The following is a 22141-nucleotide window of genomic DNA, read 5'->3' as shown; positions in this document are numbered from 1 at the left end:
GCCCTCCGGGGTGCGTCCCGTCACCGCTTCGGCCCTTCGCGGTCCTGGCTTTCGAGCTCTGCCAGGTGCGCCAGGGCCGGAAGCGCCGCCACCAGGGCCTCGACCTCGTCGGCGGCGAGTTCGTCGACCAGCCGCGCGAACGCATCGACGCCCGCCCGGCGCCGCGTCTGAACGTACGACGCGCCGGCCTCGGTCAGGCACACCAGCGTGACCCGCTTGTCGGACGCGTCGCCCCGCCGCTCGACCAGTCCGGATTCCTCCATCACCCGGACCAGCACGGTCATCGCGGGCTGGGTGACACCCTCGGTCACGGCCAGATCGGTGATGCGTCGCGGGCCGGTCCTGTGCAGGGTGGCCAGGGTGGCGGCGGACGTGATGCTCATATCGCGCGGAAGGCGTCGCACAGCCCTGGTGGCCAGCCCGTAGAGGGCCGACCCGATCGCAGTGGATGCGCCACGAGGGGCGTCTTGACGGCTCATGCATGAAGCATACAATTTTTATATGAATGCTTTATGTATCTCTCGCCCCGAACGCCGTGCCCCGGCCCCGCACCCGGCGCACCAGACGGCGGTCGCCGTCGGCGTCATGGCGGACGCCGTGCGCCGCGCCCTGGCCGAAGACCGAGCCGAAGACGACATCACCACCCGCTGGGCGGTGCCGGACGGCACCCGAGCCCATGCGCGCGTCGTCGCCGCCGACGGCGCCGGCGGCTGGCGGACACCCGGCGAGGTTCGGATGAGGCCGTGTCTCCTCCTGCGTGGACGGGCTGGAATGCCCGCCATCGCCGACCCCGTCGACCGGGAGGCCTTCGTATCCGTCTCCGGCACGTTCCCCCGTCGCCGGGATCAAGCAATCTGAAGGTCAATTCGAAGCCGGACATGTCCGGCCGAATATCCGACCCTGAGAGGCTGGCTGCCTACGACAAGCTGGCCGTTGCGGCCAGGCCCGGTTATCGGCGGACGCCGTTCGCGGTTGTCGGTTCGTTGAGCGGCAAAGGGGGGCCGATGTCCTGGCCGGATGTCACGGTGGTCGATGCGTGCGTGCGGCGCGACGGCCGGGGCGGCAGCCCCACGGCCGTCACCGACGACGACCCGGCGGCGACGGGCGCGGACCGGCGTGCGGTCGCCGCTGCGGCCGGCACCTCGCACGCCGCGTTCCTCGGCCCGGAGCGGACGCCCGACGGCGGCCGGCCGGTCCGGTTCTTCACCGCCACCGCCGAACTGTCCGGCTGCGGCCACGGCACCGTTGCCGCGCAGGCCGTCCGGTTGACCCGCACCGCCCTGGACGAGCTGAACGACCGCCAGCACACCGGCGGGCGCACGTTCGACACCGTCGCGATCCGCCGACCCACCGGCATCGAGGTGTGGTTCGACCAGGGCCTCGTCGCGCTGCGTCACCCGGCACCGGACGAGCGCGCCGCGGTCGTCGCCGCGCTCGGGCTCACCGCGGACGACCTGCATCCGACCGACGCGCCACGGATCGCCGCGCCCGGCGCACCACGCATGCTGGTACCGGTCCACGACCGGTCGGCGCTGCTCCGAGTCTGCCCACACCTCGGCAGGCTGGCGGCGGCGTGCCGGCGGTACGGGCTCCTCGGCTGTTTCGTGTACGTACCGCCGGTGGGCGACCGACCGGGTGCGGCGCGGATGTTCGCGCCGGCGATCGGTGTCGACGAGGACGTCGCCAACGCCAACAGCACCGGCTGCCTGGCCGCCCACCTGCTCGACACGACAGGGGCGCAGACGGTCGCGATCGAGGTGGAGCAGGGCGACGCCCTCGGGCGACCGGCCAGCGTGCTCGCTTCGGCCCGACGCGGGCCGGCGGGCATCACGACCCGGGTCGGCGGGTTGGCGGTGGTCCGCGACGGGCACTGAGGCGACGTTGGGTATAAAACTGCCGGACGTCGGTTACACAGGGGTCTCCGACCGCGATCGCGGTGGCCTCTTCGGCGTCGAAGTGGGGAGGCGGGCGCCGGAGGCGAGGCGGTAGCCGCCCACGTGGCCGGTGGTGCACTCGACCTGGCAGCCGAGTTCGCGCAGCTGGTCGATGCCGTGGCGCACGGTGCGGCCGGTGGCTCCGAGCCGGTCGGCGAGGTCGGCGCCGGGCCACTCGTGGCACCGTCCCGTCCCGCCCATGTGAGCGGTGCGAGACGGATCATCCGGCGTCGGGGAGAGTCATCGTGCCCGACGGGCTCCCAGTGCCCCAGTGCCCCAGCGCGCCAAACGGCCAGGCGCGCACCCCTGCGGACGGCTGCTTCAGCCCGTGCCGGACGGGAGGAGGCGCGCGGTGACGCGGCCCGCCCCGCTTCAGGCGCATCAGCCCGGTCCGGGGAAGGGATGGCCGCAGGGCCTTTGGCACTGAGGCGGAACGACCGGGCCGGGCCGCGGCGGCGTCAGCTGCGGATGTCCTTGAGCTGCCGGTTCATCCGGGCGAGGAAGTCCACGACGGTGTGCAGCTGTTCGGGGGTGAAGTGGCTGCGCGCTTCGTCGGTGGCCGTGGCCAGCGGGCGGAAGTACTCCCGAGCCACCCGGTGGCCTGCCTCGGCGTAGTGAAGGTGGACGACGCGCCGGTCGTCGGCGGCCCGCACCCGCCGGATGTGCCCGGCGGCCTCCAGACGGTCCAGGCACGCGCTGGTGGCGCCGCTGGTGAGGTTCATGTGCCGTGCCAGCCTGCCGGGGGTCATGGGGCCGGCGCTCTGGCCGGGTGGGGTGTTCTCGGCGTCCAGGATGGCGATCAGGGCCTGGACGTCGGTCAGGTGGAGTCCGTGAGCCTGGGCGAATTCCTGGGCGATGCGGTTGAACTCGGCGTTCATCCGGCGCAGAAGCAGAGCGAAGGAGTGCATCCCGATCGGGTCGTCCGGGGGAAGTGAAGGCGAGGAGGCGGCGGGGCGGGTCATGGATCCATCATAAGATCTCTCGATGATTGAGATACTTTATGGTTGAACTATTTGTCTCGTACCGAGGAACGACATGAGGAACACACCGCGCTGGGCCCGCTGGCTCGTCCCGGCCGTACTCGTGCTGGCCTGGCTCGCCGTCGGCGGGGGCACCGGCCCCTACGCCGGGCGGCTGGGCGAGGTCTCCAGCAACGACCGGGCCGCATTCCTGCCGCGCAGCGCCGAATCCACCGGCGTCCTTGATGAGCAACGGGCGTTCACGCAGTCCGAAACGGTGCCGGCCATCGTGGTGTGGACCAGCTCCGACGGCCCGCTGACGCAGGTCCAGCTGGAGGCGGCCACCACAGCAGTCGCCGGGCTGGGCAGACTTCCCGGAGTCGCGGGCGCCCCCTCGCCCGTCCTGCGCTCCCAGGACGGGCAGGCGCTGCAGGCGGTGGTGCCGCTCGCCCCCGACCTGGGAGACAAGACCCCCCAGGTCCTTGCCGACATCGCAAAGAGCGCCGAGGGCGTGCCCGGCACCACCACTCGGATCGCAGGGCCGGCGGCCACCCAGGCCGATCTCGCGGACGCCTTCGCCGGCATCGACGGGATCCTGCTCGGCGTCGCTCTCGCCGCGGTGCTGCTGATCCTGCTCCTGGTCTACCGCAGCGTCCTGCTGCCCTTCGTGATCATCATCGGCGCGGTGTTCGCCCTCGGTCTCGCCTGCGCGATCGTCTACGTCCTCGCCGACCGCGGCACCGTGCGCGTCGACGGCCAGGTCCAGGGAATCCTTTCCATCCTGGTGATCGGAGCCGCGACCGACTACGCACTCCTCCTCGCGGCCCGCTTCCGTGAAGAACTCGCCACCCGTGGCGACCGTGCCGCCGCCGCCCTGGTCGCCCTGCGCCGCTCGGCGGGAGCCATCACCGCGAGCGCGGCCACCGTCGCCCTGGGCCTGCTCGCGCTGCTCGCCGGCGACCTGACCAACAACCGGGCCCTCGGGCCGGTCGGGGCGATCGGCATCGTCTGCGCCGTCCTGGTCACCTTGACCTTCCTGCCCGCCGTCCTCGCCTTGCTGGGCCGCGCGGCCTACTGGCCGGCCACCCCCAAACCGGCCGACGCCACCACCGAGGGCCACCGCCTGTGGAAGCGCGTCGCCGCCCTGATCGACCGAGCCCCACGGCGCGTGTGGGCCGCAACCACCGTGGCACTCCTGGCTCTCGCCGCGTTCGCCCCCTCCCTGTCCTCCACCGGCGTCCCCCTCGACGAGATCTTCGTCAACGACGCGCCCTCGGTCCAGGCACAGCAGACCCTCGGCCGTCACTTCCCCGGCGGATCCGGAAACCCCACCGTGATCATCGCCAACGTCTCCCACGCCGACGAGGTGGCCACCGCGGCGAAGACCGCCAGGGGAGTCGCCGCCGTGAACGTCGTGACCGCTTCGGGCCGGCCCGGATCAGGCGAACCCCTGGTCAGAGACGGCCGGGTGCGCATCGACGTCACCCTCAAGGCCGCAGCCGACAGCGACGGCGCCAAGGACACCGTCGCCCGCCTCCGCGAACAGGTACACGCTGTCGCCGGCGCAGACGCGCTCGTCGGCGGATACACCGCCCAGCAATACGACACCCAGCAGACCGCCGTCCGGGACCGCACCGTCATCGTGCCGATCGTCCTCGCGATCATTCTGTTCATCCTGGTGCTGCTGCTGCGCTCCCTGCTGGTACCGCTGCTGCTGGTGGTGACCGTTGCCCTGAACTTCGCGGCCACGCTGGGAGTGTCGGCACTGGTCTTCACCCATCTGCTCGGCTTCAGCGGCACGGACGCCTCCGTCCCCCTCTACGGGTTCGTCTTCCTCGTCGCCCTCGGGGTGGACTACAACATCTTCCTGATGTCACGGGTGAGAGAGGAGGCCCTCCTGCACGGCACCCGGCAGGGCGTCCTTCGCGGGCTGACCACCACCGGCGGCGTGATCACCTCGGCAGGCGTGGTCCTGGCGGCCACCTTCGCCGCACTGATGGTCATTCCCCTGGCCTTCCTCGTGCAGATCGCCTTCATCGTCGCCTTCGGCGTACTCCTCGACACCCTCGTGGTCCGCTCCCTCCTGGTCCCGGCCCTGGTCATCGACATCGGTCCCCGCGCCTGGTGGCCGAGCGCTCTCGCCCGCGAGCCCCGCCCGGCATCCGCCGAGAAGACCACCGGGCGCGTGTGAGCCCTCCGGGACGCCGCACGTCAACAGCAGAAGCCGACGACGGTGACCAACGACCGTTCAGCCGGCCGCTGTCGTCGTCCTGGCTGACCGTCCTCGCGGGCACGACGGGCAGGCCAGGGGAAGTCCGCAGACGAAACGATGCGGTCGCGGCGGGCGGCGGGCGGCGGGCGGCGGGCGGCGGGCGGCCGGCGGCGGTGACGTCGTAGGCGGGGGCGACCGCGCCCCCTCGGCACCGGAGAGCACCGCACTCGGTGGCCACGGACGTTCCGGCGGCCTCAGGCAACAGGCGCCAGGCGCGGTGTGACGCGGGGCGTGTCCTCGCGGCGCCGCCGGCGTTGGTCGGATGAGGCGTGCGTGGGTCGGCGATGGCGTTCCCCGCCCCGCACCGGGCCGCATCCTCAGCGACGGCGGCATCGGCCTCGTCGGCGCGTCCCTGCCGGTTTCGGGTGCCGGTCGTCCGCGGCACGGCAGGGGCTGAGAGGGGCCGTCCTGCGCGTCGGCATGATGTGGGGCGGGGGCGCAACGGAGAGAGGAAGACCAAGGGCATGGCACACATCGGTGACATCGAGAAGGCGTGCGGCGTGCTGCGTGCCGGGGGCCTGGTGGCCCTGCCGACCGAGACCGTCTACGGTCTGGGCGCCAACGCCGAGGACCCGGTAGCCGTCGCGCGGATCTTCCAGACCAAGGGACGACCCCCCGCTCACCCGCTGATCGTCCACATCGCCGCCGCCGAGCAGCTGGACGAGTGGGTCGAAGAGGTGCCCGCGGCCGCGCGCCTGCTGGCGCGGCGCTTCTGGCCCGGACCGCTGACACTGGTCCTGCGGCGCGGCCGGAGGGTCCCCCTGGAGGCGACCGGCGGGCTGGAGACGGTGGCAGTACGCGTGCCCGACCATCCCGTCGCCCTCGCGCTGCTGTCGGCTTTCGGAGGTGGCGTCACGGCTCCGTCCGCCAACCGCTTCGGCGCGGTCAGCCCCACCACCGTGGATCACGTCCGCGCGGAGCTCGGTGACGCCGTCGACTTCGTGCTGGACGGCGGACCCTGCGAGGTCGGCGTCGAGTCGACGATCGTCGACGTCACCGGCGAGAACCCGGCCATCCTGCGGCCCGGCGGGGTGACGCGTGAGGACCTCGAAGCGGTGCTGGGATGCCCGGTCGAGGTCCCTGCGACAACCGGCGTGAGGGTCCCCGGCCAGCACCCCTCCCACTACGCCCCGCGGGCGCGGGTCGCCCTCGTCGAGCCGGAGAAGCTCGTCGCCGAAGCCGAGCTCGCCCAGGGGGCCGGGTACCGGGTGGGAGTCCTTCTTCCTCCGGCTCTCGCCACCGCTCGGGTGAAGGCGCACGCGGTGATTGCCCTCCCCGGTTCGATGCATGCCTACGCACAAGGGCTGTATGGCTTCCTGCGGGACCTCGACCAGTACGGGTGCGACCTCATCATCACCTCCCTGCCCGCCGAGGAGGGCCTGGGAAGCGCGATCGCCAACCGACTCCGCCGTGCCGCAGGTCCCCGGCCCACGGCGTGAGCGCGGCCAAGGCCGGGGGCGGTCAGGATCCGGCGCCAAGCACACCATCAAGGCGGGGAGACGACGAGCCGTGCGCTGCCGCCGGCCGGCCGGTAGGACAGCCCCACCACGCCGAGGCGAGCGCAGGGACCTCGGGGTGCGACCGGCCGGCCCCGACGGGCACGCGGGTCAGGTCAGGCGGCGGAAGGCCGTCGCGCGGACGGCCGCCGTGATCGCGGCGAGGACCGCCGCGATCACATGGGTGGGGAGGGGCCGGTCGAGCCACCAGGCCGCCGACGACGCCAGCAGCCAGCCCGCGCATGCTCCGGACACAGCGAAGAGCAGCAGGTCGAAGCCCCGCCCGAACGACCGCAGCAGCAGGGCTTCCTGGCGCGGCTGGGCGAGCCACGGCAGGATCAGTGCCAGCGACGCGAGGAAGGCGATCAGGCCCGGCTGCACCGGCTTCGGCACGGGGACCCTGTAGCCCAGGCTCTGGATCGCGGCGAGGGCCAGCAGCAGGGAACCCAGGACGGACGTCTGGCTGAGCGTCAACCGGTCGCGCCGCGCCCGCACCAGCCGGTCCGCCGCCGCCGACCCGCGCCGTGCCACGTCCTCGGCGCGTCGGTCGGCCAGCGCCAGCGACTCGGCGACCGTTCGGATCTGGGCTCGCGCCCACCGCACCAGCCTCAGCTCCGGTGCCACGAGCCCGGAGTTCTCCTCACCCAGCAGGTGCAGCGTCTCCTCGGCCCCTGAGAGGTCCAGCTCACGCCGGCGCAGGCGCCGAGTCGTGGCCGCCGCCTCCTCGCGTACCGCATCCAGCGCGCCGAGTGCGCCCTCCAGGTCCAGCAGCCGGGCCCCGGGGGCGCCCCCTGCCGCCACGGTGCCGGTCGCCCCCACCTCCTCGGCCGCCCGGCCCACCCGCTCCGCGAGTTCCCACGACGCGGGTCCCTCGGCCCGCAGTTCCGCGCACTGGTGTCGGATCCGGGCCGCCACCAGCAGGTGAACGGTCGCCGGGGGCGCGCCGGCCTGGGTGCCCTGCCAGGACCACCTGCTCAGTTCGTCCGCGTCCTCCTCGGCGGACACCGTCAGCAGCCGGCGGTGTCCGGGACTCCAGCCGGAGGGGACCGGCAGCTCCCACACCCTGACGCCGCCCACGGCGACGGCCGGTCCCTCCGGCCCGGGGCCCGGGACCGCGGGGGCCAGTCGGCCGACGAGTGCCTGCGGGGCGAGTGCGGCCATCGTGGCCGGCAGTTCCGCGAGCAATTGCTCGGCACTGCCCAACAGCCCCGGCAACGCCGGCCCGGGGGGGGGGGGGGGGGGGGGGGGAAGGGGGGGGGGGGGAGGGAGGGGGGGGGGGGGGGGGGAGAGACCCCCCCCCCCCCCCCCCCCCCCCCCCCCCCCCCCCCCCCCCCCCCCAGCCCCCCCCCCCCCCCCCCACCACCGGTCCGCGAGCCCCGCCCAGTCGTGGCGGTCGTCGTTGGGCGCGAGCAGCACCGAGGCGACGACCATGTCGTGGACGGCGGTCACCACGAGCATCTCGTACGCGCCGCCCGCCGACCGCTGCACCGCCGCCAACACGCGCGGACGTGGCTCCACCTGGCCGGATCCGCCACGATCCGGTGGGGGAAGCCGGTCGGGCCAGGCACCCACCGCGTCCACCATCCCCAGCGACCGGGCCGCCTCCCACCACCTCCTCAGCATGACGCCGGCCGGGGTGCCCGCGGCCAAGGCCGCGTCGGTCAGGAACAGCCGGGCCACGAGCGCCGGCCGCCGCGGCACCGGAAACGGGCCGGGACCGCTCACGGCGTACCGGGCGGGTTCGGCGGCGGGGGAGGGCTGGCCAACGCTTCCTCCAGCCGGGCCAGCACGATCAGCACCTCCTCCTTGCCCACGGATTCCGATTCGGCAGGCATCTCACCCTTCGTGAGGACCGGTTCGGCCAGGGCGGCCCGGCGGTGCGCCTTGGCGAAGGCCCCGGCATCCCCGGCCCACCAGGCGTCCTCCAGATCCCGCAGCGCACCCGGCAGGCGAGCGGGGACGCCGTCGTCCAGATTCCACTTGGTCCTGATCGTGACCAACAGCTGTGCGGCCTTGTCCCGTTGCTCGGTGGATATGGTCACTCATCCTCCAACGTGCGTGTGCTGGACGTAGATTCGGCATGTTCGCGGGGGTTCACGGATACGTTCACCCCCGCGGCGCGGGAATGCCTACCCGGGTACCGTCCGGGCAACCCCGCGCAGCTCCGGCGCGCACATCCGGCGTGCTCGACCAGCGACACACCGGCGGGGGCCTTCATGTCACAGGTGGACGCTTTACTGGACCGTGCCCGGGCGCTCTTCACGCTGTACGTGCGCGACGGGAACCCCAGGACGTTCCGTCAGGCGCGGCTCGCGGCCTTCACCGCCGAGGGGGCCACCCGGTTCGGCGGCGTCCCCTCACAGCTCGCCGAGGCCCAGTGGTTGTACGGGCACGTCTGCATGATCGGCGGCCAACGCGGCCACGCGGGCGCGGACGCCCTGGCCGAGGCCGAGCAGCGGCTCCGCGAGGTCGTCGAGGGCACCGCCACCCCGGCGCCCCTGCGATCGACCGGGGTGGACGCGCTCGCGGGCGTGCTGCTGGCCCGCCACCAGGCAACCGGGAACGTCTCGTACCTGCGCGACATGCGGACGATGATCACCCGTGCGCTGGACACCCTGCCGGAGGGGGCGGATGACGACCGCGTCATGTTCCAGTCCCACCTCGGCGTCGCCGAGACCGCCCTGGCCCGGAGCACGGACGACGCCGCGCTCGCCGTCGGCGCCGCACGGCGGCTGCACGAGGCCCTGGCCCTGGTGCCCGAGGGATCCCCGGAGTTCACGGCGATGGCCGCCCAGGCCGCGAACGCGGCAAGCGTCGCCGCGCAGCTGCGAGGGCCGGCTCCCGGTGAGCGGGACGCCATCGACGCGCTCGTCGAGGACGCCCGCAGGGCGGTGGCGGCCGCGGAGCGGCTCGACCCCGACGACACCCTTGACGTCCTCGCTCCGGGAGCCCCGTACCTGCACCTCTGCAATGCGCTCTGCCTGCGCTTCGACGCCCACCGGGACCGCGAGGACCTGGCCGAGGCAGAACGGCAGGTCGGTCGTGCCCTGACCCTGGTGCCGGAGGGAAACACCGCCCGGCCGGTGTACCTGATGGCCCGGGGCAGTGTGGCCGTACGCCGCCACCTCAGCGTCGACGGGCAGGTCGAGGGCTCGCGGGAGGAGGCGGGAGCGCACCTCGACCGGGCCGTCGCCGACCTCCTGGAATCGGTACGGCTGCTGCCCGCTTCCGCCCCCGACCGTCCGCAGTACCTCGGGAACCTCGCCCGTGTGTTCCAACTGCGCTACCAGCACGACCTGTTGCGCACGGAGGACCTGCGCGAGGCGATCCGCTGGGCGGAAGAGGCGGTGGAGGCGGTGGCCGAGTCCGGGGGGACGGCCGCCGCCGCGGTCCCCCTGCTGAATCTGTGCGTCGTCCGCGTGCTGGCCTACCAGCAGTCCTTCCACGTGTTCAGCAGGGCTGTGAGCCCGTCGCAGACCGCGCTCGCCGACGCCGTGGGAAGTATGGCCCGCGCCCTGCGCGAGCTGCCCGGCGGTCATCCGTCCGTCGCCAACGTCCACATGATCCGCGGTCAGCTGTTCGAAGAGGTGTTCCGGCGCTCGTCGCGCGAGGCCGATCTCGACACGGCGCTGGACGCGTATGCCGTCGCCGCCCGGCACGCCGGAGGCTCGCTGCTGATCCGGGGCACGGCGGCGGAGTCGGGTGGCCTCCTGGCCCACCGCCACGGTCGCAGTGGGACGGCCACCGCCCTGCTCGCCCTGGCGGTGGAGCTGTTGGAGGCCATGACCGAGCCGACGCTGCTCGGCTGGCACAGCCGGGCCGACCACGTCGAGCAGTTCGGCGGCCTGGCCGGCCAGGCCTGTGCCGCGTACCTCCAGGCCGGGCGGCCCGAGGACGCCCTTGCCGTCCTCGACCGGGGCCGGAGCCTGTTGCTCGCCCCGGTGTGGGGTCTCGCCTCACGCGCGACGGCGCTTCCCGAGAAGGACCTGCGGCTGTATCGCGAGGCCGTGTGGTCCTCCTTCCGCGCCGATCAGGCGGCCGAGGCCGAGCAGGTGACTCTCGCACCCCGGCCGCTGGATCCGCCACCGTCCCCCGGACCATCTCGCGCACAGCCCACCGGACCGGCTGCCACGGAGTCCGGCGGGGCGTACACGGACGCCCGGGAGCACCGGCGGGCGGCGGGCCGGATCCTGGCCGCGTACGGGTCCCGGCTCGCACCCGCGGACGTGGACGTCAAGGCCTTGTCGTCCCGGCTCGGCGAGAGCGCCGTCGTCGCCCTCAACGTCACCGCGCTGCGCGCCGACGCGCTGATCGTCACCTCGGGGGGTGTCGAGGCCCTGTCCCTGCCCCGGCTGACACCCGAGGCCGTCGAGACGTACGCCGCGCGCCTGCAGGTGGCGACCGCTGCCCGCGACGAGGAGTCACTGGACGTACTGGACGAGATCACCCGCCGACTGTGGGACGACCTCGCCGCGCCCGTGCTGGAACGGCTGGCCCCGCTGAGGCCGGACCGTGTGCGGTGGGTGCCCTCCGGGCCGCTGTGCCTGCTGCCGCTGCACGCCGCCGGACATCACGGGGCCGCCCCGGGCGCGGGCACGACGCCCGACACGGTCCTGGACCGGGTCGTCTCCTCGTACTCGGCGACCCTGCGCGCGCTGGCCCGGGACCTGGCCCGGCCCACCGAACCGGTGGGGCCCGCCCTGCTCGTGGCGCCGGGCGGTTCAGGCCGGATGGGACCGGTGTCCGTCCCGGCACCTCTGTTCGACGGGCCGCAGGCACTACGCCTGTCCGAGACGGAGGCCGTGGCCGACGCGGTGCTGGCGGCGCTGCCGGGACGGGCAGTGGTGCACTTCGCCTGCCACGGCACGAGCGACGCCTCGAATCCGGTGACGAGCGCGTTGCACCTCGCCGGGGGCGACTGGCTGCCGTTCGTCTCCGTGGCACGCACCGACCTCGGCGCGGCGCGGCTGGCGTTCCTCGCCGCCTGCGAGACCGCACTGTCCGGGGACCGGTTCGCCGACGAGGCCCTCAACATGGCCTCCGCCTTCCAACTCGCCGGGTTCCCGCACGTCATCGGGACCCTGTGGAAGGTGTACGGGGACGCCACGGACTCCGTCGCCCGGACCGTGTACGCGGAGATCGCCGACGGTGCCTCCCCCGCGCTCGCCCTCCACCGCGCGGTCCTCGAACTGCGCGCCGCACAAGCGGCCTCGGGCGCGGACCTGGGCCCACTCGCCTGGGCTCCCTTCCTCCACCTCGGCGTCTGACAGGCTGAAGGGACCCACTCACATGAAGCCGACACCGTCCTGCCCGCGCGGTTCCGCCGCCGGACGGCGACCGGGGGCGCGATCACCCGGGTCCTGGTCCTCACGGCGTGCGCGACCGTGGCCCGGGTCGCCGTCCCGGAGGCCTTCGCATCAGCCTGACCCGCGTCAGGACCGGCAGAGCCGGGGCACCGTGATCCGGCAGAGCGGGAGGCTCCGGTTGGCCCGCCTGGCCGGCGGCGTACCTCGCGCAGGACGGGCGCCGGCAGGAGGGATGGACCCTGGTGGTCACTCGCCGGCAGGACGGGGCCGCGCGGTCCGAACCTGGCCTGCCTGCGCCGGCCGCAGGGTGTCGGCGAGCTGGACGACGTACCGGTCGGTCGTCGTGTTCGTGAAGGTGCGCGCCACCAGCGGCCGCGGCAGTGCGGCCGTGTCCAGGCGCAGCTCGATCCGCCGGTCGGCGGAGTCGCTCAGCTGGAAGAAGCGCCGGCCGTCCTCCCCGGCGATGGCGGTGCCGCTCAGCTGCTCCGCGTACAGATCCCGCAGCATCCTCGGCAAGACGGCCTCGGCCTCGCCGAGCAGCTGTCCCCCGCCGGTACGCAGCTCCACTGATCTCCCAGTCCGGCGTGCCGATATGGGTATGATCATGACATGTTGATCGCTCGTTCGGCGCAGGAAGCGCACCTCTACATGGACCTGCACGTCTGTGTCTGCGGCGCTACGCAATTCGATCGGCAGCACCGGTTGGAGGACCGGGAGGGGATCCTGGTCAGCGTGTACGAGGGCACCTGCCCGCAGTGCGGCCGCACGCGCTCGTACGAGTTCACGATGCCCGACGGATGGCCCCCCGCGCCCCCGGCCTTCGGCGGTCCGGAGCCCTCGCAGATCATCGACCCGGGTGAGTTCATGTGGGTCAGCGACCGGTTGTCGACCGAGTCCGGGCTGCGGCTGCTGAACACCCCGCGGGCCGAACACCGCGAGATCCGCCCCACCGCCGCGTACGGGACGGCGGCGCTGGAAGAAGTCGCCAAGTTCCTGCCGGAGGGCGCCGACCGGATCCCGGAGGAACGGTTCACCTCCGAGCGGGGGCGGGAGATCTACGCCAAGGACCCGACGCGGTTCACGCGCAAGGACATCACCGCCGCCCTGGAACTGGACCAGAGGATTCTCGACGGCATCGACCGGTACAGCCCGCCGCTGGGCTGACCGGCCTCCCGGGGCGGTTCAGTCGCGCCGGGGACAGTGCGGGCCGCACCGGCGGTCGGCTCCAGGAGCAGCAGTTCGCTCGTCTCGTCACCTACGACTGCCTTGCCACGACGGGGGACGGCGGCACCGGCTCCGCTACTGACGAGGGTCGGAGTCAGGCGCGGTTCGGGGCCGAAAGTGTCCAAGCCGACGGCTCCACGAACAGGCACCTGATCTCCACGCCTGCACCCTTGCGGACCTGGCGCTGGCTCCCGGGCATCGGCGCGGACGCGGGGCCTTGTACTCCGGGATCAACCGCTGTCGGATCGACGTCGCCCGGCTGCGGCGTGTACTGACCAGTGTCCCGCTTCCCCGAGCAGGTGACGGTCGGCTGGTGCTGGCGGTGGACGTCTGCCCGTGGTTGCGTCCGCATGCCGACACCTCCTCGGACCGCTCCTTCTGCCACACCTTCGGCCGGGGTCTGGGCAAGCACCAGATGGTGCCCGGCTGGCCGTACTCGATCGTCGCCGCGCTGGAGAGGGGCCGGACCTCGTGGACCGCGCTGCTGGACGCCATCGTCCCCGCGGCGCTGCTTCCGGGCGACGCCCTGGCTGCGCACGGGTACAGCAGCGCCCGCCGCGCGGAGGACTCCGGCCTCATGGCAATCCGGCGGCGGAGTACAACAACAGGGGATCCCCTGTGGACCTTTACCGGTCCCGGTACCGTGGTCAGAAGACACACTGGAGGAGCCCATGAGCGCCCAGCCCGAATACGCGCCCGCACCGCCCCCGGCCCCCGAGCCCACCGCGGCTGTGGAGCTCCTTGCCCGGGTCCGGAAGGACCCCCGGGCCGCACAATGGGTGCCGGCGTTCGAGCAGGACTGGGCCCAGGCCCTGGAGAAGTCCCGGCACAGCTACAGCCTCACCCCGCTTCACGAGGTCGTCCGCGCCTGGAAGGCCCGTCTGGCATCCGCCTCGGCCGTCGATGCATTCATCGCCTCCGGGCTGGACGACTCCGACGGCATCGGCCTGGAAGACGTCCTGGGCGCGCGTTCGTGAGCGCATGGCCGGCCCGACTCTCCCCACAGGCCGCGAAGGTGCTCACGGCGCTCCCCGATCATGCGGTGGAGATGGTCCGTGATGTCGTCGACCTTGCCTCCCGCGACCCGTGGTCCTTTCCGCCTTTCGCGCGGCCACGCCACCGGCCCGCCTTGCCGGCCCTGAGGGTGCCCTGGATGTGCCCCGTCGAACAGAAGGCCGATGCGGGAGGGCGGACGACCCTTCAACGGCGCCAAGCCGTGTGTCGGTGTCTGACCGGCACTGCCAAGCAGGGCGGCCTCCGGGCGGCCGACGAGCGCCACTCCAGCCGATCCCGAAGCGTGCGCGGAGCGCCCGCCCGGTGATTTTCACCGTCCCTAAGTGGTCGGCTCCGGAAGTCCTTCGGGGGTTGATCAGGCCGCGGGCGCGATGGAGGATTCTCCTGGGTGATCGGCGGTTTGCCGGTCGAACCTGGCCAGCAGATCGTCCAGGTCGTAAGTGGTGAACTTCCACCGGAACGGCTGTGCCGTGGCGTTATAGCGGTCTTCGAAGGCCCGGAGCCGGTCTCGGACTTGGTCGAGGTCCGTGAAGTCGTTGGGTGCCACGACTTTGCGTTGGACGGCGGAGAAGAAGATCTCGACCTGATTGGTCCAGGAGGCGTGGACGGGAGTGTGCACCATGACGGCGTTGGGAAACGCCTTGGCCAGGCGGTCGATGGCGGCCTTCCCCCGGTGGGAGGAGCCGTTGTCGACGATCCAGAAGACGCGTTTCGCGCTGGCATAGGGCTCGGTGGTCATGACCTGGGTGACCAGGTTCATGAAGGGCACGATGCCGGTGGTGGGCTCGCAGCGTCCGAAGACGCGGGCTCGGTGGACGTCGTAGGCGGCGAGGTAGGCCAGTGCGCCACCACGCCGAAACTCGTGGTTGACCCGCATTGCACGGGCCTGGCCCGGGGCCAGGGTGGGATGGCAGCGGCAGCGGGCTTGCACGGACGTCTTCTCATCGCTGGAGATCACGTAGTCGTCCTCGTCCAGCGGGACGCCGTCGAAGGTGCGGGCGTACAGGTCCAGGATGCGGGCGGCCTTGGGCTGGAAGGCCGGGTCTCGGATGAAGATCCAGGACCGGTATTGCCAGGGCTTGAGCGCGTCGTCCTTGAGCCGGCGCCGCACGGTGGAGGCGGAGATCGAGCCGGCGTTGGCGCGGACCACGACCTCGCGCGCCAGTTCCGGACACGACCAGCGAGACAGCGGGCTGCCGGTCTCGGCGGGCAGTTGGCAGGCCGGCGCCTTGACCTCGGCGACCTGCACCGGGGTGAAGCGGCGCGGGCGCCCTGAACGCTTGCGGTCGGCCAGCGCGGGCAGGCCGCCTTCGGCGAACCGGGCACGCCAGGTGCGTACCGTGTCGACGTGCATGCCCGTCGTGACGGCGATCCTCGCGTTCGAGCGGCCCGGGGCCGCGAGCAGCACGATCGTGGCTCGCTGCCGGTCCTGATGCGGGGTCTTGTGGCCGTAGGCCATCTTCTTCTTGAGTCGGTGGCGCTGGGAGGCGATCAGGGCTATCGGGCAGGCAGCGGTAACGGGCATGCTATTGCGAATATCAGGTAGCGATGGCCAGTTGTGCGGCCAGGCACGGGGCTGAAAGTAGAGCACTGCTCGGCGTGTGCGGTGCGGCGCGGCCATGGGGCTCTACAGTGAGCACGGAGCTCGCTCGAACGGACCATCCACCATGCGGGGGAACCGATTTGGCTGTCCCATGGGACCTTCTGATATCCACCGCAGGTGGCGTCGCGGCCACCGTCGTGGGCGTCATCGCAGGCGGGATCGTCGGGCGACGCGGCCAGAACCGCCAGTGGCTGCAAGGGACACAGACCGCCGCCTACGAGAGGTTCCTGCAGGCGTTCGGCGCTGTGGAAGCCGAGCTCCGCGGCGCGTTCCTTGAGGAGCGCCAGCCTGCCTCTGACATCTGGGGGCCGTTCAATGCCGGAGTGCAGTCGTTGAGCTTGGTGGCAACTCGTGAGGCCGCCGCCGCGGCTGTGGAGCTCTGCGAGGTCGTGGAGGATTTCACCATCCTGTTCCACGGTCGCCAGCCCACCGACCTTGAGGCGCTTCGGCCAATCCACAGCGCGCTGGAGGAGGCACACCTGAAGTTCGTCAACGCGGCCCGACGCTCGCTCGACCCGTCACAAGAGCACCTTGACCGAACGCTGGGCGGCCCATCGCCGTGGCGCGGCGTCGTCTCCTTCTACGCCCGAGGAGCTGTCCCCGACAGGGCCGAGTAGAAGCACGCTTGTCGGCATCACGCGCCACCCAGCGTGCTCTGTGCTGAGGCCGGCGCTGGCCACCAGTGAGAGCGGTGAGCGGGATGAACGCCGTCCGTGCGCCGAGCTTGCTTGGCGTCGGGCGGGGTCAACCCCCGAAGGACTTCCGGAGCCGACCACCAAGGGCTTGCAGATCTTTGACACGTCGTCTCGGTCTCGATCGTCATCGACGCCGACACCCGCCTCGTCGTCGTGGTCGGCCGCCCACTCGCCCGCAACCGCAACGACTGCAAGGCATGGGAGGAATCCGGCACCAAAGCCGCCGTCTGCAGGGCCGCCGTCTGCAGGGCCGCCGTCGGGCGGGCGGCTCCTGCCTCAAGGCGACCATCGCCGACAAGAACGAAGAGCTCGCCCGATATCAACCCCGACCGCCCTCGAACCCCGTCTTGAGGGCATCCGCCGAACGAACCGCTCGACCCATCAGGCTGGTTCGTTACCGTTCTCGCGCGTCGGCGCCAGGGACGCCCACGGGCGGCCGTGCGTGGTCGTTTGCCATCTCAGGGGTCTTGCGGGCCCGGTAGAAACGCTTCTGCACGCAGGGCGGCGCAGCCCGTGGAGCATCCGCCCACACATGTGGTTTGCGGCTTTCAGCCAAGTTCATCACGCTGAGTCGTTACACATGAGCTTTCAGTGTCCGGCTGGCTAGGATCCTCGCAGCGGACCTCAGGCTTGTCGCCGGACCGGCGCGGACTTCCGCTTTCCCCTTTTGCCGCGAGTAGAGGGTTGGATCGCTGTGACAGCACACGTGGAAGACGTTCGGAAGCTTCTCGACCAGGCGGCGGGCGGGGCGGTCGAGATCCCGGTGTCCGTGTTCGCCGACCCCGACGCTGCGGCGCTTGTCTTTCCGGGCGGCACGGTGCGGATCGACGGTGCGGTGTGCGATCCGAGGGCCCTGTCGGTCGGCGGGCGGGCCGCGGTCACCGCGTCCTCGGCACCGGTGGACATCGCGTTCACCGTCGACGGCGAGTGGGTGACCGGGACCCTGGCAACCGCAGATCTCGGTGAGGGCCGCGCTCTGGTCCTGGTCGACGGCGCCCCGGCCGACACGGACCTGCCCTCCGGTGCCTGGGTCCTGGCGGACGGCCGGGTGCTGCGGCTGACCAGGCGCACGCCCGCGCCGCCGAGCGACCTCGATCGCCTGGACGGCCTGGGCCGCGCCCTGCCGCCGGTGAAGCACCGCGGCGGAGCCGCCCGCGACCGCGCCCCGCAGGCGCTGGTGACCGAGAACGGCATCCTCGCCCCCCGCTCCGGACCGCGGCGCCGCAAGGGCATGCGGGTCCTTGAGGCGCCGTCTGTGCGCGGCTGGTCGCCGATCGGCACGCCCGGCGGCGACAACGGCCTGAGCGTCGACTACTACAACCCGCCGCTGCGGATCGCCGGCGCGCTGACCGCGCTGCCGGCCTCCCCGCCGTACAAGACGGTGGTCGGCGGGGTACTGCTGGTGGACACCGGTGCGTTCAACGGCTCGGCCATGGGCGCTTACGTCGTCCCCGACGGCACCGGCGCGGATCCGTCGCTCTTCGCCTACGGCTCCCTCGGCAGCCAGACCGGCTTCGGGCCGCCGCTGTTCCAGGTGCGCGGCATCTCGGCCGGGTTCGGCTGGAACAGCCGCGTGCGGGTCCCGGCGGCCGACGCGCTGGGCGGTTTCCCGTTCCTGATCGCACTCGACAACCCGGGCGAGATCGGGGCCGATGACGAGGAGGTCGACCCGCTCAAGGTCCTCGGAGAGTTGATCGGCGGCTCCAACCCGTGGGTACGGCCGCAGGAGGGCGACCTCTGGTTCGCCGCCGGCCTGGCCTTCGACTGCTTCGAGACCTTCAGCGGCCGCGCCATGGCGCTGGTGCAGACCGGCTCCGACCTGACGATCAGCCTGCTGGGCGTCGCCGGGATGCAACTGCCCACCAAGAGCGACAAGAAGATCGCCCGGGTGGAGATCGGCATCGAGGCCACCCTGCGCCCGACGGCCGGGGAGCTGAGCATCGGCGCGGCGTTCACCGAGAAGACGTTCCTCATCGACCCGAACTGCAAGCTGCGCGGCGGCGTCGGCATGAAGTTCTGGTTCGGCAACCACCCGCAGGCCGGCGACTTCGCGTTCCTGCTCGGCGCAATCCCCGCAGGCCGGGAACTGCCCGCCCGCTACCCCCGCCAGCAGCCGGCCGGTCTGACCTGGGGCGTCGGCTCGACGGTCAACATCACCGGCAACGCCTACGCCGCGTTCACCCCCAAGTCCCTGATGGCCGGCGGCTCCCTGGACGTCGTCTTCCAGTCCGGCATGCTGCGCGCCTGGCTCTCCGCCCGGGTGGACGCCCTGCTGGAGTGGAACCCCTTCTACTTCGACGTGGGCATGGGGATCCGGGTCGGCGTCTCCGCGACCATCAAGATCTGGTTCGTCAAGATCAGGATCTCGATCGAGGTCGGCGTCAGCGTTCGGATCTGGGGGCCCGCGGTGGGTGGCGAGGCCACCGTCCACCTGTGGTTCATCTCCTTCACCATCGGCTTCGGCGCCGGCCGCCGCAACCAGACCCCGGCGCTGGACTGGGGCGGCTTCCAGGGCATGCTGCCGCCACCCGAGAACATGGTCCGCACCACGGCTATCGCCGGATACACGGGCGAGGGGACCCCGGCCACCCGCGGCGCCATCAAGCCGTGGCTGGTCAGCAACGGCGGCTTCACCTTCACCGCCGACACCCCGGCCCCCGTCAGCAAGGTCTACCTGAACCAGGGCGGCGACACCGTCGAGGTCGCCACCGGCACGACAGTAGACATCCTGCCCATGCACGTGCGGGGCAAGGGCAGCGAACTGCGCGTGTGGCTCACCTACAACGGCCAGCCGTCCCTCCTGACGCCCTGGGGCCGTTCCGTCCTGCGCGGCAACGTGCCCAACGGCCTGTGGGGCCAGCGGCCGGACGCGCCCAACGACGGGATCATCCCCGACCGGATCCTCGGGATCCGGCTGACCTCGCCGCCGGTCGACCACGGCACCGACACCGGGTTCCTCGACGAGCAGGCCATCTCCTTCGACCCGATCAACCCCGACGGCAACCAGCCGCTGTCCGCCGGCGAACCGGCCACGGGCCCTGAGCCGAAGCGGCCCGGCGGGGTCATCGCCGCGATCCAGGACGGCATCGACACCACCGCCACCCGCACCAACCGCACCGCCCTGGCCCAGGCCCTGACCGGTCTCGGTGCCGACCTTGGCGTGCTCGACACCGACCTGAGCGGCTACGCCCTCGCCGCGGGCACCGCCTTCACCGCCGAGCCGATGCTCATCGCCGGCTGACCGGACGAGCCGCACCGGGCCACCCGCCATGACAGCGGCGGCCCTCGCCGAGGCGCGCCCAAGGCCGCGCCGTCTCGTCACCACCACCGGATCCCACCGCTGCGTCCTGTCGAAAGGCACGCCTCGTGACCACCACGTCCGAACCCGCCCCCCAGCCGCGCACCAGCGCACCGGCGGCCCAGCACCGCACCCGGTTCTTCGACCACCGCATCCCCTCCCTCTACGCCGGACGCTACCGGATCGACAACCGCCAGACCCTCAAGGACCTCGACGGAGCGGACCGCGTCATCGACGCCACCCCGCAGCCCTTCGACGTCGTCCAGCCGCGCTTCAGCTTCGACCCGACCGGCATCAACGCGCAGTTCCCCGTGCCGGACGCCGCCGGCACCTACAGCCAGACCCTCGCCCACATCAACCTCGACGCCCCCGGCCTGCCCTGGAACCGCCCCCTGGGCCCGGGCCAGCCGGCCGCCGTCCCGTGGATGGCCCTGCTGCTGTTCCGCGAGGACGAACTGCCCGAGGACCCGGACGCGGTGGGCCTGGTCAAGGCCGGCACCGTGCGCCGTCTCCTGGACGGCGCCCTCGGCGCCGGCAAGCCCCCCGCACTCCCGCCGGAGAGCCTGCGCCCCGACGAGTACGACGAGCAGTGCGCCACCGTCCTCGTCCCCAAGACCCTGTTCGACGCGGTGAAGCCGCTGCCGGCCGAGATGGGCTACCTCGCGCACCTGCGCGAGGGCGGGCGCCCCGACGCCACCCGCACCGGCGCGGACCCCGAACCCGACGAGGGCGAACTCAACGCCGTCCTCGTCGCCAACCGCTTCCCCGCCGCCACCGGCGGGCGGCACGTCGTCCACCTGGTCTCCCTCGAGGGATTCGACCAGCACCTGACCACCCCCGCGCCCACCGAAGGCGTACGCCTGGTCTCCCTCGCCTCCTGGTCGTTCACCACCGAACCCGACTCCGGCGTCGGCTTCGGCGACCTCGCCCAGCACCTGGCCACCGCCGACGGCACCATCCCGCGTCCCGCCGATCAGCTGCGCCTGCGCGTGCCGACCGCCGGCCCGGCCAATCCGGCCGGCCCGCAGAAGGTGGCCCTGGACCGCATGGCGGGCGGGGCCGTGGCCCTGCCGCAGCGCCTGGAGAGCGGTGAGCGCACCCTGGCTTTCTACCGCGGCCCGCTCATCGCGCAGCCGGCGCAGGGGCTTCCCGCACCAACTGCCACCCGCCTGGACTCCCCGGGTGAGGCGCTGGTCTACCTGCAGCAGTACGGCGTCTTCGACACCGCCTACGCCGCCGCGTTCACCACCGGGCGCACGCTCGCCCTCGCCGACGCCGAGTTCCGTACCGCCCTGCTGGAGTTCCGCTGCGCCGCCCGCACCGCAGCCCGCCGTCTCGCCTCCCACCCAGAGCTCACCGCCCGCGCCGCGACCGCACTGACCAGCCGTCACCTCACCGCACCCCTCGCCTTCGAGGCCTTCGACCGCCTCCTCGTGGACGGCGACACCCGATCCGGCGAGGCCCGCCTCGCGCAGGCTCTCGACCAGGCCGGCCCGCAGCTGCGCGCCGGCCGCCGCCGCACCGCAGCCCGCACCCGTCGCACCATCGGCGACACGCGTGCCGTACTCGCCCAGCCCGGCGTCGCGAGCCTGCTCACCCAAGCCGCCCCCGACGAGTTCAAGAAGGTCACCGCCTGGCTGGACGCGCTGCGCCGCCTGGAGCTGCTGGGCCTGACCCACCTGGTCCCCGATCCTCGCGCGCTGCCGGCCGAGAGCATCCGCTTCGCCTACATCGACACCGACTGGGTGCGGGCGGCCGTGGACGGTGCGCTGAGCGTCGGCGTCGGCCACACCCTGGACGCCGACCTCAACGCCCTCGCCACCGGTGGCGGACCGGTCCCGAAGTGCGCGGTGCTGATCAACTCCAGCCTGGTGCCGAACTGGCCCCACACCATCGTCACCGCCTACCGGGGTTCTGATGTGGTGGAACCGGTGCGCGACGCGGTGTTCGGCACCGAGATCCGCCTGGTGCTCTACCCCGAGGTGATCGACCGCTTCGAGATGGCCGAACCCCCACGCGGCCTGTGCTTCGGCCTCAGTGACATCGGCACCATCGAGCTGCGCCAGATCACCGGGGACCGGATCGGCCACCCCATGGGAGAGTTCCCGCCCCCGCCCCCCGCGGACGACAGCCGATTCCGCCGCTTCCTGCGGCCCGGCGAGCGCGACGTCCTCAACGTCGATGGCGCCGGCGATGCCCTGGTGCCCGCCCTGTCCACCGCCCACGGGCTCACCGGAGGCCGGCGGATCACCTCCGCCCAGTTCGCCCTCCAGATGATCGACGCCCCGCAGGCGCAGACCTTCTCCCGGCCCTGAGCCCTGCCCCGTTCCCGCGCCGTAC

Annotated in this window: 16 protein-coding genes and 3 pseudogenes; 12 read left to right on the top strand and 7 right to left on the bottom strand. The window is 72.5% G+C overall.

The genetic code is table 11. From position 1 onward, the window contains the following. Positions 1-20: 20 nt before the first annotated feature. Positions 21-479, bottom strand: coding sequence for a MarR family winged helix-turn-helix transcriptional regulator (locus ACZ5D2_RS30700; protein ID WP_468933828.1), 459 nt, complete (start codon positions 477-479; stop codon positions 21-23). On the opposite strand from ACZ5D2_RS30700, the gene ACZ5D2_RS30695 reads away from it, so the two are divergent. Then, the gene (locus ACZ5D2_RS30695) at positions 478-858 is read left to right on the top strand and encodes a hypothetical protein (protein ID WP_468933825.1); all 381 of its coding nucleotides are present in this window, start codon (positions 478-480) and stop codon (positions 856-858) included. The genes ACZ5D2_RS30700 and ACZ5D2_RS30695 overlap by 2 nt on opposite strands. Positions 859-1004: 146 nt before the next feature. After that, positions 1005-1874 (top strand): PhzF family phenazine biosynthesis protein, encoded by an 870-nt coding sequence (locus ACZ5D2_RS30690; RefSeq protein ID WP_331738575.1) that lies wholly within the window; start codon positions 1005-1007, stop codon positions 1872-1874. Between the two features lie 46 nt (positions 1875-1920). On the opposite strand, the pseudogene ACZ5D2_RS30685 reads toward ACZ5D2_RS30690, so the two are convergent. Both ACZ5D2_RS30685 and ACZ5D2_RS30680 read right to left on the bottom strand, forming a co-directional pair. After that, positions 1921-2135, bottom strand: a pseudogene (locus tag ACZ5D2_RS30685) (helix-turn-helix transcriptional regulator); the annotation flags it as partial. Between the two features lie 257 nt (positions 2136-2392). Then, positions 2393-2896 carry a MarR family winged helix-turn-helix transcriptional regulator gene (locus ACZ5D2_RS30680; protein ID WP_468933822.1) on the bottom strand — a complete coding sequence of 168 codons (504 nt, stop codon included), beginning with the start codon at positions 2894-2896 and terminating at the stop codon, positions 2393-2395. Between the two features lie 73 nt (positions 2897-2969). Between ACZ5D2_RS30680 and ACZ5D2_RS30675 the strand changes: the two genes are divergently transcribed. Beyond that, positions 2970-5084: an MMPL family transporter gene (locus ACZ5D2_RS30675; RefSeq protein WP_468933819.1), complete on the top strand. Its 2115-nt coding sequence runs from the start codon at positions 2970-2972 to the stop codon at positions 5082-5084. 545 nt (positions 5085-5629) lie between these two features. Continuing rightward, positions 5630-6604 carry an L-threonylcarbamoyladenylate synthase gene (locus tag ACZ5D2_RS30670; protein WP_468933816.1) on the top strand — a complete coding sequence of 325 codons (975 nt, stop codon included), beginning with the start codon at positions 5630-5632 and terminating at the stop codon, positions 6602-6604. A 168-nt stretch (positions 6605-6772) separates the two neighbouring features. Here the strand turns inward: ACZ5D2_RS30670 and ACZ5D2_RS30665 are convergent, their stop codons facing one another. Continuing rightward, positions 6773-8341 (bottom strand): CATRA conflict system CASPASE/TPR repeat-associated protein, encoded by a 1569-nt coding sequence (locus ACZ5D2_RS30665; protein ID WP_468933813.1) that lies wholly within the window; start codon positions 8339-8341, stop codon positions 6773-6775. A gap of 41 nt (positions 8342-8382) precedes the next feature. After that, positions 8383-8703 (bottom strand): hypothetical protein, encoded by a 321-nt coding sequence (locus ACZ5D2_RS30660; protein ID WP_331738585.1) that lies wholly within the window; start codon positions 8701-8703, stop codon positions 8383-8385. Between the two features lie 183 nt (positions 8704-8886). Between ACZ5D2_RS30660 and ACZ5D2_RS30655 the strand changes: the two genes are divergently transcribed. Next, entirely contained in the window at positions 8887-11928 is a 3042-nt protein-coding gene (locus ACZ5D2_RS30655) for a CHAT domain-containing protein (protein WP_468933809.1), read from the top strand. Positions 11929-12213: 285 nt separating this feature from the next. On the opposite strand, the gene ACZ5D2_RS30650 is transcribed toward ACZ5D2_RS30655, so the two are convergent. After that, positions 12214-12534 (bottom strand): hypothetical protein, encoded by a 321-nt coding sequence (locus tag ACZ5D2_RS30650; RefSeq protein ID WP_468933806.1) that lies wholly within the window; start codon positions 12532-12534, stop codon positions 12214-12216. 42 nt (positions 12535-12576) lie between these two features. On the opposite strand from ACZ5D2_RS30650, the gene ACZ5D2_RS30645 reads away from it, so the two are divergent. From ACZ5D2_RS30645 to ACZ5D2_RS30635, 3 genes and pseudogenes are all read left to right on the top strand, one after another. Beyond that, the gene (locus tag ACZ5D2_RS30645; protein ID WP_331738591.1) at positions 12577-13131 is read left to right on the top strand and encodes a hypothetical protein; all 555 of its coding nucleotides are present in this window, start codon (positions 12577-12579) and stop codon (positions 13129-13131) included. Between the two features lie 226 nt (positions 13132-13357). Beyond that, positions 13358-13726, top strand: a pseudogene (locus ACZ5D2_RS30640) (transposase); the annotation flags it as partial. A gap of 136 nt (positions 13727-13862) precedes the next feature. Next, entirely contained in the window at positions 13863-14168 is a 306-nt protein-coding gene (locus ACZ5D2_RS30635) for a DUF6247 family protein (protein ID WP_331738593.1), read from the top strand. A 392-nt stretch (positions 14169-14560) separates the two neighbouring features. Here ACZ5D2_RS30635 and ACZ5D2_RS30630 read toward each other — a convergent pair whose 3' ends face one another. Beyond that, on the bottom strand, positions 14561-15730 hold the full coding sequence (locus ACZ5D2_RS30630) for an IS630 family transposase (RefSeq protein WP_468933802.1): 1170 nt from the start codon (positions 15728-15730) through the stop codon (positions 14561-14563). A 107-nt stretch (positions 15731-15837) separates the two neighbouring features. Between ACZ5D2_RS30630 and ACZ5D2_RS30625 the strand changes: the two genes are divergently transcribed. The 4 genes and pseudogenes from ACZ5D2_RS30625 (at position 15838) to ACZ5D2_RS30610 (ending at position 22116) form a co-directional block, all read left to right on the top strand. Beyond that, positions 15838-16425 (top strand): hypothetical protein, encoded by a 588-nt coding sequence (locus ACZ5D2_RS30625; protein ID WP_371681501.1) that lies wholly within the window; start codon positions 15838-15840, stop codon positions 16423-16425. A 198-nt stretch (positions 16426-16623) separates the two neighbouring features. Beyond that, positions 16624-16731 (top strand): annotated as a pseudogene (locus ACZ5D2_RS30620) (IS5/IS1182 family transposase); the annotation flags it as partial. 478 nt (positions 16732-17209) lie between these two features. After that, positions 17210-19744 carry a DUF6603 domain-containing protein gene (locus ACZ5D2_RS30615; protein WP_371681502.1) on the top strand — a complete coding sequence of 845 codons (2535 nt, stop codon included), beginning with the start codon at positions 17210-17212 and terminating at the stop codon, positions 19742-19744. Between the two features lie 125 nt (positions 19745-19869). Further along, positions 19870-22116 (top strand): hypothetical protein, encoded by a 2247-nt coding sequence (locus ACZ5D2_RS30610; protein WP_468933799.1) that lies wholly within the window; start codon positions 19870-19872, stop codon positions 22114-22116. The last annotated feature ends 25 nt before the right edge of the window (positions 22117-22141 follow it).

Source organism: Streptomyces sp. NPDC031479, assembly GCF_055581065.1.
The sequence above is the reverse complement of the archived record's forward strand: the minus strand, read 5'-3'. Positions and strand labels throughout refer to the sequence as shown.

Coding starts and splice junctions, on each gene's coding strand:
- ACZ5D2_RS30670 (WP_468933816.1), top strand. CDS start 5,630: ATGGCACACATCGGTGACATCGAGAAGGCGTGCGGCGTGCTGCGTGCC.
- ACZ5D2_RS30630 (WP_468933802.1), bottom strand. CDS start 15,730: ATGCCCGTTACCGCTGCCTGCCCGATAGCCCTGATCGCCTCCCAGCGC.
- ACZ5D2_RS30700 (WP_468933828.1), bottom strand. CDS start 479: ATGAGCCGTCAAGACGCCCCTCGTGGCGCATCCACTGCGATCGGGTCG.
- ACZ5D2_RS30675 (WP_468933819.1), top strand. CDS start 2,970: ATGAGGAACACACCGCGCTGGGCCCGCTGGCTCGTCCCGGCCGTACTC.
- ACZ5D2_RS30690 (WP_331738575.1), top strand. CDS start 1,005: ATGTCCTGGCCGGATGTCACGGTGGTCGATGCGTGCGTGCGGCGCGAC.
- ACZ5D2_RS30680 (WP_468933822.1), bottom strand. CDS start 2,896: ATGACCCGCCCCGCCGCCTCCTCGCCTTCACTTCCCCCGGACGACCCG.
- ACZ5D2_RS30635 (WP_331738593.1), top strand. CDS start 13,863: ATGAGCGCCCAGCCCGAATACGCGCCCGCACCGCCCCCGGCCCCCGAG.
- ACZ5D2_RS30645 (WP_331738591.1), top strand. CDS start 12,577: ATGTTGATCGCTCGTTCGGCGCAGGAAGCGCACCTCTACATGGACCTG.
- ACZ5D2_RS30695 (WP_468933825.1), top strand. CDS start 478: ATGCATGAAGCATACAATTTTTATATGAATGCTTTATGTATCTCTCGC.